The organism is Flavobacterium sp. LC2016-23, assembly GCF_009674775.1.
Classification (GTDB): Bacteria; Bacteroidota; Bacteroidia; order Flavobacteriales; family Flavobacteriaceae; genus Flavobacterium.
In genome coordinates, this window is the sequence record NZ_WKKE01000001.1 from 305,518 (window position 1) to 318,546 (window position 13,029).

The window sequence follows — 13,029 nt, forward strand, 5'->3', positions numbered from 1 at the left end:
TTTCTTAGTCAGTAACGATTTCTATACTTTTGTAGTCACCGAAAAGAGATTCGGTTAAAAAGGAAAAATATGATCAGTATTAACCCAAAAGAAATTCCGACTGCAAAATTGCACGGCTATCTGCAGAGTGCCGTCGGACCGAGACCTATTGCTTTTGCAAGTACAATTAGTGCAAAAGGAATTCCGAATTTGTCACCGTTCAGTTTCTTTAATGTGTTTAGTGCCAATCCGCCAATCCTGATTTTTTCACCTGCACGACGCGTCCGGGACAATACGGTTAAACATACTCTGATCAATGCCGAAGCGACCCGTGAAGTCGTAATAAATGTGGTCAATTATGATTTGGTGCAGCAGACCTCTTTAGCCAGTACCGAATACGGCGAAGGCGTAAACGAATTTATCAAGGCAGGTTTAACACAAATTCCTTCAGATCTGGTAAAACCTTATAGGGTAAAGGAATCCCCGGTACAATTTGAGTGTAAAATCACGCAGATTATCCCGTTGGGAACAGAAGGAGGAGCGGGTAACCTGATTCTGTGTGAAGTAGTAAAAATTCATATTCACGAAGCTGTTCTGGATGAAAACGGAGCTATCGACCAGCATAAGATTGATTTGGTTTCAAGATTGGGAAGTAATTGGTACTCAAGGTCAAACCAGGGACTTTTTGAAGTGCCCAAGCCACTTACAACTTTAGGGGTTGGAGTAGATGTGATTCCGAATTTTATACGGGAAAGCCCCGTTTTTAACGGAAATGATCTTGGAAAGTTAGGAAATATTGAAGCCTTGCCTACAAAGGAAGAAGTTAGTATATTTGTGAAAGAAAATTTTTCAGTGAAAGGAGTCCTAAGCTCCGACGATCAGGAAAAAATACATTTAGAGGCCAAGAAATATCTCAATAATGATGATATTGTATCTGCCTGGAAAGTGCTTTTGGCAAAAAAATAAGAAAAGAATCAATAATTAATATAAACGAAGATGGAAGTTACAGGAAAAGTAAAAGTGGTTAACCCGGAGCAACAAGTTAGTGCCTCATTCAAAAAAAGAGAATTAGTTGTTACTACTGATGAACAATATCCACAACATATTTTAATCGAATTTACACAAGATAAATGCGATTTGTTGAGTAGCTATAAGCAAGGAGAGGCAGTAAAAGTTTCTATCAATTTAAGAGGAAGAGAATGGGTTAATCCACAAGGAGAAACCAGATATTTCAATAGTATTCAAGGCTGGAGAATCGAAAGAGCAGGTGCAGAAGCGCCTTCACAAGCTCCGCCAATGCCTGCTGCAGAAGCTTTTGCTCCGGCTACAAATGTAAACGACGACGAACCGGACGATTTACCGTTCTAAAAGTTTAAATTACAAAGACTATAAATTCCAAATTCCAAATCATTAACGTATTTGGAATTTGGAATTTTGTTTTTGCATATAGTTTGTATCCTTTCGACCGAAGGGAGAAGATGCGGTTGGTTGGAATTTGGAATTTCAATATTGGAATTTCCCTTTTAATTTTATTGGAATTTTAAAAAATGTATTACGTAGATAAAGATTTATTTTTTCCGCCAGTTTCAGAAACCGATGAAGAAGGAATTCTTGCGATTGGTGGCGATTTGAGTCCGGAACGTTTGCAATTAGCCTACAAAAGCGGTATTTTTCCGTGGTTTAACGAAGGCGAACCCATCCTCTGGTGGTCGCCGGACCCAAGAATGGTTTTGTTTCCGGATGAATTGATTGTATCCAAAAGCATGCGGAATATTTTGAACAGAAATCAGTTTAAAGTGAGTTTTAATCAAAATTTTAAGGAAGTCATTTCTAATTGCCAAAGCATTAAAAGAGAAGGTCAGGACGGAACCTGGATTTCTAATGACATGATTGATGCATACTGTAAGCTTCACGAAATCGGAATTGCAAAATCTGTTGAGGTTTGGCAGGACGAAGTTTTAGTTGGAGGTTTATATGGTATCGATTTAGGTCATGTTTTTTGTGGTGAAAGTATGTTTTCAAAAGTATCTAATGCATCAAAAGTGGCTTTTATTGCTTTGGTGGAGTATTTAAGAAAAAATAATTATAAGCTTTTAGATTGTCAGGTTTATAATCCGCATTTAGAAAGTTTAGGCTGTTGCGAAATTGACAGAGCAGCATTTATGTCTATTTTAAAAAGTGAGTAAGATGAGTGCAATTCATATTGTAAAAGAAATTTATATTTATCCGGTAAAAAGCCTGGCAGGAATTAGCTGCAAGGAAGCTCTGGCCCAAGAAATGGGATTTGAAAATGATCGCCGATGGATGTTAGTTGACGCTGAAAATCAATTTATAACGCAGAGAGAACATCGCATTTTAAGTCAGTTTTATCCACAAATTTCAGATGGAAAAATCAGCATAACTTTTCGGGACCATCAACATGAATTTTCAATAGACGAGCATTTAGACATTCCAATCGAAACGAAAGTCTGGGAGGATAAAAGCGAGGTTGTTGAAGTGAATAAAACCACTTCAGAATGGTTTAGCAAACACTTGGGATTTGAATGTAAATTGGTCAAAATCATGAAAATTGGAAGTCGTAAACATGAAAGTTCAAGACTAAAAGAAACCTTCAGTGTAAGTTTGGCTGACGGTTATCCTTATTTATTAGTAGGATCAGAAAGCCTGGATTTTTTAAATGAAAAATTAAAAGATAAAATCACTGTTTTAAGATTTCGCCCAAACATTGTCATCAGCTCAAAAACAGCTCATGAAGAAGATGACTTTGATACTTTTAAAATCGGAAAAGTTCAGTTTAAAAATGTAAAACCCTGCGGGAGATGCATTATGGTCAATAACGATCCGCAGAATGGAAACCTGAAAAAAGAACCTCTAAGAACTTTAAGCACCTACAGAAAAGTTGAAAATTCAGTTTTTTTCGGGACTAATATTGTGAGTTTAAATGCCGGAGTTATTAGTGTTGGAGATGAAGTTGTTTTTTAAAAACTAAGTTTTGTAAAGCTCCAATCCAAAGTATTAAAAAGGACTAATTCATTTCTTAAAGTAGGCAGCCCTAAAATCAATTTAAGCGTTTCATGCGCCATCATCGTGCCGATAATTCCTGGCAAAGTTCCCAGAACGCCATTTAAATTACAATTCGGCACCTCTTTTGGATCCGGCATTTCAGGAAACAGATCACGTAAATTTTTACTTCCGTTATGATTGAAAACTGCAATTTGTCCTTCAAATTTTAAAATGCTTCCGTAGACCAGAGGTTTCTGAAATTGTACGCAAGTATCGTTTATCAAATAACGTGTTGAAAAATTATCAGACCCATCAACAATAACATCGTATTGCTGAATGATTGTTGCTGCGTTTTCAGCTGTCAACTTCAAATTAATAGCTTCAGCCTCAATTAAGGGATTTAATTTAGAGACAACTTCTTTCGCAACAACTGCTTTCTCTCTTCCGATTTCGTTTTCAGTGTATAAAATCTGTCGGTGAAGGTTGTGAATCTCAATAGTATCAAAATCCATTATTCCAATAAAACCCACCCCGGCTGTTGCAATATATTGTAAAACCGGACAGCCTAGACCTCCGGCTCCAATAACCAGAACTTTTGCTTTTTTGAGTTTTTCCTGACCTTCATCACCAATTTCGGGAAGAATGGTTTGCCGGTTATAACGTAAAAATTCTTGTATAATGCTCATTTTAATTTTGGAATTTGGAATTTGAAATCTGGAATTTGAGATTTGGAATATTTCTAATGATAGCTTTTATCCCAATCTTTCCAGACAGGTTCGTAGCCAGAATTTTTGATGACCTGCGCGATTTCTTTGGCGGAACGCTCATCACTGATTTCAAATTGTTCCAGGGATTGCGGGTCCACAACATAACCACCCGGATTCGTTTTAGAACCGGCACTCATACTCGTTGTCCCAATCGGGATAATATTATTTCTGAACTTTTCGTTTTCACGTGTAGAAATTGAAATCTCCAAATCTTCATTCCACAAACGATAAGCGCAGATAAGCTGTGTTAAATCTTTATCATCCATAATAAAATTAGGTTCAATAATGCCTTCAGCAGGACGTAATCTAGGAAACGAAACGGAATACTTGGTTTGCCAGTATTTCTTCTGGAGGTAGTCGATATGCAAGGCGTTAAAAAAGCTATCCGCTCGCCAGTCTTCCAATCCCAGTAAAACCCCCAAACCCATTTTATGAATCCCTGCTGTTCCTATTCTGTCCGGAGTTTCCAGACGAAAATCAAAGTTTGACTTTTTGCCTTTGGTGTGGTATTTTTTATACACTTCCTGATGATACGTTTCCTGATAAACCAGGATTGAATAAACACCGGCTTCATGCAAACGCTCGTATTCTGCTGTTGAAAGCGGTTGAACTTCTGCCGAAATAAGCGAAAATTGTTCTTTTATCTGGGCAATTGCATTCAGGAAATAATTAATATTTACGGTATAATTGGCCTCACCCGTAACTAGTAAAACATGGTCAAACCCTGCTTCTTTTAACGCCTGGGTTTCCAGTTTAATTTCGGCATCTGAAAGTGTTTTTCGCTTGATTTTATTATCAAGACTAAAACCGCAATACGTACAAATATTTTGGCATTCATTACTTAAATACAAAGGCACATACATCTGAATTGTTTTGCCAAAGCGTTTTTTAGTTAGCTCATGGCACTCCCGGGCCATGAGCTCCAGATAAGGTTGTGCGGCAGGTGAAATCAAAGCTAAAAAATCATCCAGATTTCGTTTATTTTTTGCCAGTGATTTTTCGACTTCACGGGCTGAAGTTTGGTATATTTTAGATTGAATGGAATCCCAGTTGTATTGCTCAAAAACCGATTTAAATGTTTTCATTGGATTGTTGTTTTACCGCAAGGGGCACTAAGATTTACGCAAAGTTCGCTACGCTTTGTGTTGTTTAAGTTTGATTAAAGAGTTCGTAAAGCTTAGCGAACTTTGCGCAAAAACCTTGCGAACTTTGCGGTTAAGCAAACTAGTCATATAAAAAAGACGTCAAAGGACTCGAAGCAGTTGCGTGATTTTGTTGATTGGCAATTTTGGCTTCGAACGCTTTTCGACCGGCAATTACTGCTTCTTTAAAAGCTTCAGCCATTAATTTGGGGTTTCCGGCCACGGCAATTGCCGTATTAACCAAAACAGCATCAGCACCTAATTCCATTGCCTTGGCAGCATCAGACGGAGCTCCGATTCCGGCATCAATAATGACCGGGACGTTGCTTTGCTCTATAATGATCTCGAGGAAATCAATAGTTTTCAGTCCTTTGTTGCTGCCAATTGGCGAGCCTAAAGGCATTACCGCAGCAGTTCCGGAGTTTTCTAAATGTTTGCACAAAACAGGGTCGGCATGAATGTAAGGAAGAACAATAAACCCCAGTTTTGCTAATTCTTCTGTAGCCTTCAAAGTTTCAACAGCATCCGGCATTAGGTATTTGGGATCCGGATGTATTTCAAGTTTCAGCCAGTTCGTTTCTAAGGCTTCGCGGGCTAATTGTGCAGCAAAAACAGCCTCTTTGGCATTTCTTGCACCCGATGTATTGGGTAATAAATGAATTCCAGGGTGTTTCAAATGTGTTAGAATAGCATCTGTTTCGGTCTCTAAATCAATTCGTTTTAAGGCAACCGTTACCAATTCGGTTTGAGAAGCCAAAATCGCTTCTTCCATTTCGAAATTAGAACCAAACTTTCCTGTTCCTAAAAACAATCGGGAGGTTAAGGTTTTATCACCAATTTTAAATAACGACGTTTGCATATAATTTTTCGTTTAATTGTTGAATGAGTTTTGCTTTCTGATGACTTTTTGTAATGAGTCCGGAGACGGCAATGCCATGAATTCCGCTTTCAATCAGTTTGTTGATATCGTCAGCGATAATTCCGCCAATAGCATACACAGGAATAGTAAGATCGTTTTCTTTTAATTTCTGAAGAATTTTATGATACCCTTCAAAACCGAGAATCGGACTTAATTGTTCCTTTGTTGTTGTGAATCGAAGAGGACCTAATCCAATGTAATCACAACCATTTTTGATATGATTCTGAATATCTTCGAAGGTGTTGGCAGTTGCCCCGATGATTTTGGTGTTGCCAAGAATGGCGCGGGCTTCTTCAATTTTGGTGTCAAGGAGTCCTAAATGCACGCCGTCAGCAGCAATTTGTTGCGCCAGGTATACATTGTCGTTTACAATGAAATTGGCCAGGTATTCTTCGCATAAAAATTTTACCGCTTCCGCTAAAGCGAAGCAGTTTTTCACGCTTTGATTTTTGAAACGCATCTGAATCCAGTCGCATCCGCTGTCCAGTGCGTCATGAATATTGTACAATTGCTTTTCGATTGTATTTCCCTGCGAGATGTATTGTAATTTATGGTACATAATGATAGCCTATTAAAGTTGATGTTGAACTCAGGTATTTTTCTATGTAGGCTTTCGCATTGATACAAGCCTCTTTTGGGGTCTGAGGGAATGCGAGATTTGAGGCAATCGCTGCCGATAATACACAGCCGGAACCGTGTTTTTCGAAGCATTTTTCTTCAGAAGGTAACAATGTTATCATTTCGTTTTTCAGGAATAAATAGTCGGTTCCGGTTTTAGCAGTATTATGTCCTCCTTTTACTAAAACGGCTGTTGGGATTTCATTTTTTTTCCACAGTTCCCGGGATAAAAAACCGGGGAATAAAAGCTCGGCTTCATTATAATTAGGGGTAATCAGATCAATTTGTGATAAAATCTGGTGAAGATCCAAATCAGCTGTAATTTTCAGAAACTCAAATTGTGTCGTGGATTTTAAAACCGGATCCCAGACAATTTTTGTGGCTGGCGAGGCGATTTTTATAGTAGAAATGATTTGGTTTAAATAATGCAAATCCGGTGTAATTCCAATTTTTACGGCTTTGATCGTATAGTTTTGAAATAAAGTTTCGACAGACCGAATAACAAAACTTAAATCAGTCCATTGAATGTCATAGAACTGATTTTCGGTCTGCAATGTATTTGCTGTCGAAATGGCAAAGCCGCTAACCTGATGCTGTTCGAAAGTTTTAATATCTGCTAAAACTCCTGCACCACCGGTCGGGTCAAAACCTGCTATAGAGAGTACGTATGGGCGATTTGCTGACATAATTTAAATTGGTTTACAGGATTTTCATGATTCCAGATTGCTCCTAAAACGGCAATGTCATCAAAGCCGTTTTCAAGTGCTTTTTGAATGTTTTCAGGATGAATTCCACCTAAGGCAATTCCTATTGTTTTGAAATTTGTTCTTGATTTTAAAGCCTCAAAAAGATTAGTTTTGGATTCATAATTTTCTTTTGAAATACTTTTAAAAACAGGACTTAAAAAGGCATATTCAAAGTTCTCGTTCAACGAATTAAAAGCTTCAATTGAATGTACAGAAGTTGAGATTATTTGTTTTCCTGATGAAACTTCAAACACTTCGTTTCTTTGTTTTTCAGAAAAATGAATTCTGTTAATTCCAAAATCTTGTGCTAATTCATGATGACTGTGCAAAACCAGATTAGCTCGAAATTTCAATTTTATCTGATGAATAAACAGCGCCATTTCAACCTCAGAAAAATCAGGTTTCCGAATGTGAAGCAAAGACAATCCTTCTTCAAATAGCGAATTGATAATACTGATTTCATTTGCAATTGCAGAAGGGTTGGTAATAACAATCATAGCCTGATTTATTTCTTTACTCTTTATTCTTTACTCTTTATTCTTTACTCTTTACTCTTTACTCTTTACTCTTTATTCTATTTCCTTTCCTCTTTATTCTTTCCTCTATTTCCTTTCTCAGATATAAATCTCTTTCCCCTGCTCAATAAACTCCTCTGATTTTTCCTGCATGCCTTTTTCAGCAGCAGCAACGTCACGAATTTCCTGAGAGATTTTCATCGAACAGAATTTCGGACCGCACATGGAACAGAAGTGTGCAATTTTAGCACCCTCCGCCGGAAGTGTTTCATCGTGAAATTCTCTTGCCGTATCCGGATCCAGTGATAAATTAAACTGATCTTCCCAGCGGAATTCAAATCGGGCTTTACTTAAAGCATTGTCACGATACTGAGCACCCGGATGTCCTTTGGCAAGGTCAGCGGCATGTGCTGAAATTTTATAAGTGATGACACCGTCTTTAACATCCTTTTTATTCGGCAGGCCTAAATGTTCTTTCGGAGTCACGTAACAAAGCATCGCACAGCCGTACCATCCAATCATAGCGGCACCAATTGCAGAAGTGATATGATCGTAGCCCGGTGCAATATCGGTTGTCAAGGGGCCAAGTGTGTAAAACGGAGCCTCATTACAATGTTCCAATTGTTTGTCCATGTTTTCTTTGATCATATGCATCGGTATGTGACCCGGACCTTCAATAAATACCTGTACATCATGTTTCCAGGCAATCTTCGCTAACTCTCCAAGCGTTTCGAGTTCGGCAAATTGTGCGGCATCGTTGGCATCGGCAATTGAGCCGGGACGCAAACCGTCTCCCAGGGAAAAAGCAACATCGTATTGTTTCATGATTTCGCAGATTTCCTCAAAATGGGTGTATAAGAAGTTTTCTTTATGATGAAACAAACACCATTTTGCCATAATTGATCCGCCTCGCGAAACAATTCCGGTGACACGATCGGCAGTTAAGTGAATGTAGCGCAATAAAACGCCCGCATGAATGGTGAAATAGGAAACCCCTTGTTCTGCCTGCTCGATTAAAGTATCGCGGAAAACTTCCCAGGTTAAATCTTCGGCGATGCCTTTTACTTTTTCTAACGCCTGATAAATGGGCACCGTACCGATGGGTACAGGTGAATTGCGAATAATCCATTCTCTGGTTTCGTGAATGTTTTTTCCAGTCGATAAATCCATGATGGTATCCGCTCCCCAACGGCAGGCCCAAACGGCTTTTTCGACCTCTTCCTCAATACTTGAGGTTACGGCACTATTACCGATGTTCGCATTTATTTTTACCAGGAAATTGCGGCCCACAATCATAGGTTCGCTTTCAGGGTGATTGATATTATTCGGAATAATAGCACGTCCGATAGCGACTTCACTGCGGACAAATTCAGGTGTAATTTTGCTTTTTGGCGTATTTGCTCCAAAACTATGGCCTGCATGCTGACATTGCATAGCTTTGGTTTGTTCGTTTAAAAGTTCGATTCGCTGATTTTCACGAATGGCGATATATTCCATTTCAGGAGTTATGATGCCTTGCTTTGCGTAGTACAATTGCGTAACATTGGCTCCTTTTTTGGCACGTTTCGGCTGATGTAAATATTCAAAACGAAGATGGTTTAAACTTTGGTCTTTTAGGCGTGTTTGTCCATAGTCAGAGGTGATTTCGTTTAGGATTTCAACATCATTTCTGTTTAAAATCCATTCTTCTCTCAATCGGGGCAGGCCTTTTCGGATGTCGATTGTGATATCCGGATCGGTATAAGCACCCGATGTGTCGTAAATGGTTACAGGTGGATTTTTTTCTGTCCCACCGTTTGAAAGCCTGGTATCGCTTAAAATTACTTCGCGCATGGCCACTTTGATCGGATGTATTGCTCCGCTGACGTATATCTTTTTAGAATTGGGAAAGGGTGTTCTGGATATTTTCTCTTCGTTAGTCATATGTTTTTGTTTTTTTGTTTCAGGTTTCAGGTTGATCTTGATGATGGATTTTACGTGTACTTTTAAACGTTCTGTGTGAAATTGGAATTTGGATTTTTTTTTATTGAAATTTAAAAAAACAACTATCCGCCTTGTGTGGCAGAAATAATTAAAATTTCGTCTGTTTCCTGAATAAGGTGTGAATTCCAGTGTAGTTTTGGAATTATGGTGCTGTTGACAGCCACGGCAATTCCGTTTTGTTTGTTTGGAATTTCGAGATCGAGCAATGACTGAACGCTAAGGGTTTCAGCATTGAATGTTTTGATTTTTTGGTTGATTTTCAGTTCCATTCCTTTTGGGTTTAGTATATAGTAATACTTTAGGAATGGCTGCAATTGCGCATAAAAATGCGCGAAGAAGTCATCTTACTTTTCCCTACGCTAGTATGAACTAGATCAGGTTCAGAGGGTAAAATCTCAGCCTGCAATGTTGCAGACACCCCTAAAGTGTGAAGCAAATGTAAGGAAAAAAAGTTTTCAGTCGCAGTTTTCAGTCACAGTTTTCAGATTTTCATAAAACTGAAAACTACAAAACTGCAAAAAAACTGAAAACTGCGACTAAGACAGGACTTGCAAAGAGACTGAAAACTGCGACTGAAAACTGAAAACTACTTCCCCTTCTTCCAGCAGTCTTCAATATGATCGTTGACCATGCCGGTAGCCTGCATGTGAGCGTAAATAACGGTTGAGCCGACAAATTTGAAGCCTCTTTTTTTTAAATCTTTACTAATTTCGTCTGAAAGTGGAGTAGTGGCCGGAACGTCTTTAGATGTCTTCGGATTGTTTAGGATTGGTTTTCCGTTGGTGAATTTCCAGATATACTCAGAGAAACTTCCAAATTCTTCCTGTACTTTTATAAAGGCTTGTGCGTTTGTAACTGCCGAACGAATTTTTAGCTTATTGCGAATGATTCCGGTATCGTCAAGAAGGGATGCAATTTTATCTTCGGTATAATTAGCTATTTTTTTATAATCAAAATGATCGAAAGCGTTTCTGAAATTTTCTCTTTTATTTAAAATGGTAATCCAGCTCAAGCCTGCCTGAAAAGTTTCCAGCATTAAAAATTCAAATAATGAGGCATCATCATACACAGGAACGCCCCATTCTTCGTCATGGTATTTTTTGTATAAATCGCTGGCAGAACACCAGCTGCATCGAATAGGTTCCATTTTTTATTTCAAATATAAAAATTCTCCATTAGTAAGTTTCAGATTCACTCTAATTGCTCCCGTTAAAAAAATCCAGCTTATAATCTGATCGCTTATTCGAATTTTGTCCGGATTCGATAAATCGATAATGACATTTTGTGAAAACTGAAGATTTACATTTTTTTTATTTATGGGGTACTTATAATTGTACTTCTCTAAAAAATAAATAAATAAATCGCCGTACTCTTTGTCATGATTTTTTGTTGTGTAAATCAAATGCTCCATACAAAATCGCGTCTGATTAGGTCTTTGCTTCCCCTTTATACTTTTTTAAATATTACTAATTCTGAAACCGTTTCTTTTTCGATTTGAGATATAATTCTAATTTTTAAAGTAGTATTATTGAGTATTATGATTTCTGAATCTGCTGGCTCCAGCTCTTCTATGTTATTTTTTATAAGAGAAAGAGTTGATCCGTTTTTTGTGTATTTCCCATTGTCTTCTAAAATCCTGCATTTTCCGTTTTCTTTGCTAAATAGGATCACTTTATAGGTTCCGTCAGAAAGAAACTCCATATAATCTTTGCCGCATTCCGTTACGTTAATGCGGTCTGTTAATACTTCTTGACCGATAGTCCCAATTCCATATTGTAAAAATTCCCATTTACCAACAATTGATGCATTGTTATCATTATCACTGTCGTTGCTGCAGCTTGTAAAAGTTAATCCTAGTGCTGTTATAAAAAAAAATAAAATGGTTAGTTGTTTCATTGTGGTTTTAAATAATTTTTAGAAATATATTTTTATGATTATTAAGAATAGTAATGTGATGAAATCTTTTAACTAAGATTGGCTTACGTTGTCATTTTCCAATTTGCCAGCGGTATCCTTTTACGCCCGGAATGTAAGCAGAACGGCCAATAATGACCAGCTCATTATAAATCTTCTTATCGTATTTGATGCCTATAGCAGTCCCCGAAGTGTATAATTTATTGGCTTTAAAGGTGATTTTCATCAGGCCGTCTTTGAATTTGGCATCAGAGATTTTTTCGATAAACCACGTCGAACGCCACTTTACGGCAATTTCATCGTCGTCAGTTTTGGTAATGCTTTTTACAAGTTTAACCGCTTCTTCCGGAATTTCAAGCCTTTGAGTGAGTTGCTCCTGAGTCAGAGTCTGCCCAATTTTGCTTCCGTAAAGTATTTTGCGCAAATTAACGAATGTTAGTAACGTTTTATTGGCCTCGGCGCTCAGGTCTAATTTAGTATTGTTTGTTAGCTTGTCCTGATTTTGAATTTGAGGGTTCGGTTCATTTCCTTCCTTTACTAAAAAAATATTGTTTTTGTCAGCAATAGGTTTTTTTGGGGAATTTGAAATAAGTGTAGCTTTAGGGACTGTTTTTTTAAAGATTTTTGCCGAAGCAGTTTTTAATTTACTTACAGGATAAACAGGCTCTTGTTTAGACCGTTTTTTTGCATCGTTACCACAGCCCGTAAAAAAATAGGCTATTGAAAGCAGCAGGATGGCAATTGTCTTTCTCATAACTACAAGGTACACTTAATCTTTAACAGATGGGTCTTCTTCCAGATATTTCTTGATTAAATGATGCCCGAGATAAATTAACGGAGTTAACAAAACTGCGACTGAAAGTTTGAAAATATAACCTGTTAAAGCTGAAGAAATAAAAGTGTCAAAGTTGATTTTTCCCGGCAGCCAAAAAGCAATTCCGAGAACAATAAAAGAGTCAAATAATTGCGAGATGACGGTAGATCCTGTTGTTCTCAGCCATATTTTCTTTTCTCCTGTGCGTCTTTTAAAAAACCAGAAAATCCAAACGTCGATAAGTTGAGAGGCCATAAAAGCGATAAGGCTCCCGACGATAATCCACATACTTTGTCCAAAAACGGCGAAAAATTGTTCGTCATTTACCGGACTGATCCCTTTTGCCGCGGGAATTATGATGGCCATAAATAAAATCAGAAAGGCATACGCGATCAGGCAAGCCGTTATAAAAGAAAGTTTTTTAACTCCCTTTTCTCCAAAATACTCATTGATTAAATCTGTTGTAAGAAAAACGACCGGCCAGGGCAAAATTCCGATACTCATTACAAAAGGCCCGATTTGAATTAATTTCCCTCCAATTAATTCCGCTACTACGGCATTGGTGATAAAAATTCCTGCAAGAATAACAAAGACAATTTCCTTTTTGGTTTTGAACATATCTTTTTGTG

The 13,029-nt window shown here is 37.7% G+C and carries 16 protein-coding genes and 1 riboswitch; of the genes, 4 read left to right on the forward strand and 12 right to left on the reverse strand.

From position 1 onward, the window contains the following. The first annotated feature begins 69 nt into the window (after positions 1-69). The 4 genes from GJU43_RS01290 to GJU43_RS01305 all read left to right on the forward strand — a co-directional run bounded on the left by GJU43_RS01290 (position 70) and on the right by GJU43_RS01305 (position 2,961). Complete coding sequence (locus tag GJU43_RS01290; RefSeq protein ID WP_154339052.1) at positions 70-945, forward strand: flavin reductase family protein; 876 nt, start codon at positions 70-72, stop codon at positions 943-945. A gap of 30 nt (positions 946-975) precedes the next feature. Next, positions 976-1,347, forward strand: coding sequence for a DUF3127 domain-containing protein (locus GJU43_RS01295; protein ID WP_132031736.1), 372 nt, complete (start codon positions 976-978; stop codon positions 1,345-1,347). A gap of 179 nt (positions 1,348-1,526) precedes the next feature. Next, positions 1,527-2,165, forward strand: a complete 639-nt coding sequence (gene aat / locus GJU43_RS01300) for a leucyl/phenylalanyl-tRNA--protein transferase (RefSeq protein WP_154339053.1) — start codon at positions 1,527-1,529, stop codon at positions 2,163-2,165. A gap of 1 nt (position 2,166) precedes the next feature. After that, positions 2,167-2,961 (forward strand): MOSC domain-containing protein, encoded by a 795-nt coding sequence (locus GJU43_RS01305; protein WP_154339054.1) that lies wholly within the window; start codon positions 2,167-2,169, stop codon positions 2,959-2,961. Here the strand turns inward: GJU43_RS01305 and GJU43_RS01310 are convergent. The 12 genes from GJU43_RS01310 to GJU43_RS01365 all read right to left on the reverse strand — a co-directional run bounded on the left by GJU43_RS01310 (position 2,958) and on the right by GJU43_RS01365 (position 13,018). Then, positions 2,958-3,668, reverse strand: coding sequence for a HesA/MoeB/ThiF family protein (locus GJU43_RS01310; RefSeq protein ID WP_154339055.1), 711 nt, complete (start codon positions 3,666-3,668; stop codon positions 2,958-2,960). The genes GJU43_RS01305 and GJU43_RS01310 overlap by 4 nt on opposite strands. Before the next feature lie 53 nt (positions 3,669-3,721). Then, positions 3,722-4,834: a 2-iminoacetate synthase ThiH gene (gene thiH / locus GJU43_RS01315; protein WP_154339056.1), complete on the reverse strand. Its 1,113-nt coding sequence runs from the start codon at positions 4,832-4,834 to the stop codon at positions 3,722-3,724. A gap of 139 nt (positions 4,835-4,973) precedes the next feature. Next, positions 4,974-5,750, reverse strand: coding sequence for a thiazole synthase (locus GJU43_RS01320; protein WP_154339057.1), 777 nt, complete (start codon positions 5,748-5,750; stop codon positions 4,974-4,976). Further along, the gene (locus tag GJU43_RS01325; protein ID WP_154339058.1) at positions 5,731-6,369 is read right to left on the reverse strand and encodes a thiamine phosphate synthase; all 639 of its coding nucleotides are present in this window, start codon (positions 6,367-6,369) and stop codon (positions 5,731-5,733) included. Before GJU43_RS01325 ends, GJU43_RS01320 begins: the two co-directional genes overlap by 20 nt. Continuing rightward, the gene (locus GJU43_RS01330; RefSeq protein ID WP_154339059.1) at positions 6,359-7,114 is read right to left on the reverse strand and encodes a hydroxymethylpyrimidine/phosphomethylpyrimidine kinase; all 756 of its coding nucleotides are present in this window, start codon (positions 7,112-7,114) and stop codon (positions 6,359-6,361) included. The genes GJU43_RS01325 and GJU43_RS01330 overlap by 11 nt, the downstream gene beginning before the upstream one ends. Then, positions 7,081-7,671 carry a thiamine phosphate synthase gene (locus GJU43_RS01335; protein ID WP_154339060.1) on the reverse strand — a complete coding sequence of 197 codons (591 nt, stop codon included), beginning with the start codon at positions 7,669-7,671 and terminating at the stop codon, positions 7,081-7,083. Before GJU43_RS01335 ends, GJU43_RS01330 begins: the two co-directional genes overlap by 34 nt. 117 nt (positions 7,672-7,788) lie before the next feature. Further along, positions 7,789-9,612 (reverse strand): phosphomethylpyrimidine synthase ThiC, encoded by a 1,824-nt coding sequence (thiC, locus tag GJU43_RS01340; RefSeq protein WP_154339061.1) that lies wholly within the window; start codon positions 9,610-9,612, stop codon positions 7,789-7,791. A gap of 122 nt (positions 9,613-9,734) precedes the next feature. After that, complete coding sequence (gene thiS, locus GJU43_RS01345) at positions 9,735-9,941, reverse strand: sulfur carrier protein ThiS (protein ID WP_154339062.1); 207 nt, start codon at positions 9,939-9,941, stop codon at positions 9,735-9,737. Positions 9,942-10,006: 65 nt separating this feature from the next. Then, positions 10,007-10,104, reverse strand: a riboswitch (TPP riboswitch). A 154-nt stretch (positions 10,105-10,258) separates the two neighbouring features. Then, positions 10,259-10,819 carry a DNA-3-methyladenine glycosylase I gene (locus tag GJU43_RS01350; RefSeq protein ID WP_154339063.1) on the reverse strand — a complete coding sequence of 187 codons (561 nt, stop codon included), beginning with the start codon at positions 10,817-10,819 and terminating at the stop codon, positions 10,259-10,261. A 299-nt stretch (positions 10,820-11,118) separates the two neighbouring features. Then, positions 11,119-11,568, reverse strand: a complete 450-nt coding sequence (locus tag GJU43_RS01355) for a lipocalin family protein (RefSeq protein ID WP_154339064.1) — start codon at positions 11,566-11,568, stop codon at positions 11,119-11,121. 91 nt (positions 11,569-11,659) lie between these two features. Further along, positions 11,660-12,340, reverse strand: coding sequence for a hypothetical protein (locus GJU43_RS01360; RefSeq protein WP_154339065.1), 681 nt, complete (start codon positions 12,338-12,340; stop codon positions 11,660-11,662). A 15-nt stretch (positions 12,341-12,355) separates the two neighbouring features. Continuing rightward, entirely contained in the window at positions 12,356-13,018 is a 663-nt protein-coding gene (locus GJU43_RS01365; protein WP_154339066.1) for a queuosine precursor transporter, read from the reverse strand. Between the last annotated feature and the right edge of the window lie 11 nt (positions 13,019-13,029).

What these genes read in the sequence shown, in the direction of transcription:
- GJU43_RS01290 (WP_154339052.1), top strand. Translation starts at nt 70, where the DNA reads ATGATCAGTATTAACCCAAAAGAAATTCCGACTGCAAAATTGCACGGC.
- GJU43_RS01295 (WP_132031736.1), top strand. Translation starts at nt 976, where the DNA reads ATGGAAGTTACAGGAAAAGTAAAAGTGGTTAACCCGGAGCAACAAGTT.
- aat (WP_154339053.1), top strand. Translation starts at nt 1,527, where the DNA reads ATGTATTACGTAGATAAAGATTTATTTTTTCCGCCAGTTTCAGAAACC.
- GJU43_RS01305 (WP_154339054.1), top strand. Translation starts at nt 2,167, where the DNA reads ATGAGTGCAATTCATATTGTAAAAGAAATTTATATTTATCCGGTAAAA.
- GJU43_RS01310 (WP_154339055.1), bottom strand. Translation starts at nt 3,668, where the DNA reads ATGAGCATTATACAAGAATTTTTACGTTATAACCGGCAAACCATTCTT.
- thiH (WP_154339056.1), bottom strand. Translation starts at nt 4,834, where the DNA reads ATGAAAACATTTAAATCGGTTTTTGAGCAATACAACTGGGATTCCATT.
- GJU43_RS01320 (WP_154339057.1), bottom strand. Translation starts at nt 5,750, where the DNA reads ATGCAAACGTCGTTATTTAAAATTGGTGATAAAACCTTAACCTCCCGA.
- GJU43_RS01325 (WP_154339058.1), bottom strand. Translation starts at nt 6,369, where the DNA reads ATGTACCATAAATTACAATACATCTCGCAGGGAAATACAATCGAAAAG.
- GJU43_RS01330 (WP_154339059.1), bottom strand. Translation starts at nt 7,114, where the DNA reads ATGTCAGCAAATCGCCCATACGTACTCTCTATAGCAGGTTTTGACCCG.
- GJU43_RS01335 (WP_154339060.1), bottom strand. Translation starts at nt 7,671, where the DNA reads ATGATTGTTATTACCAACCCTTCTGCAATTGCAAATGAAATCAGTATT.
- thiC (WP_154339061.1), bottom strand. Translation starts at nt 9,612, where the DNA reads ATGACTAACGAAGAGAAAATATCCAGAACACCCTTTCCCAATTCTAAA.
- thiS (WP_154339062.1), bottom strand. Translation starts at nt 9,941, where the DNA reads ATGGAACTGAAAATCAACCAAAAAATCAAAACATTCAATGCTGAAACC.
- GJU43_RS01350 (WP_154339063.1), bottom strand. Translation starts at nt 10,819, where the DNA reads ATGGAACCTATTCGATGCAGCTGGTGTTCTGCCAGCGATTTATACAAA.
- GJU43_RS01355 (WP_154339064.1), bottom strand. Translation starts at nt 11,568, where the DNA reads ATGAAACAACTAACCATTTTATTTTTTTTTATAACAGCACTAGGATTA.
- GJU43_RS01360 (WP_154339065.1), bottom strand. Translation starts at nt 12,340, where the DNA reads ATGAGAAAGACAATTGCCATCCTGCTGCTTTCAATAGCCTATTTTTTT.
- GJU43_RS01365 (WP_154339066.1), bottom strand. Translation starts at nt 13,018, where the DNA reads ATGTTCAAAACCAAAAAGGAAATTGTCTTTGTTATTCTTGCAGGAATT.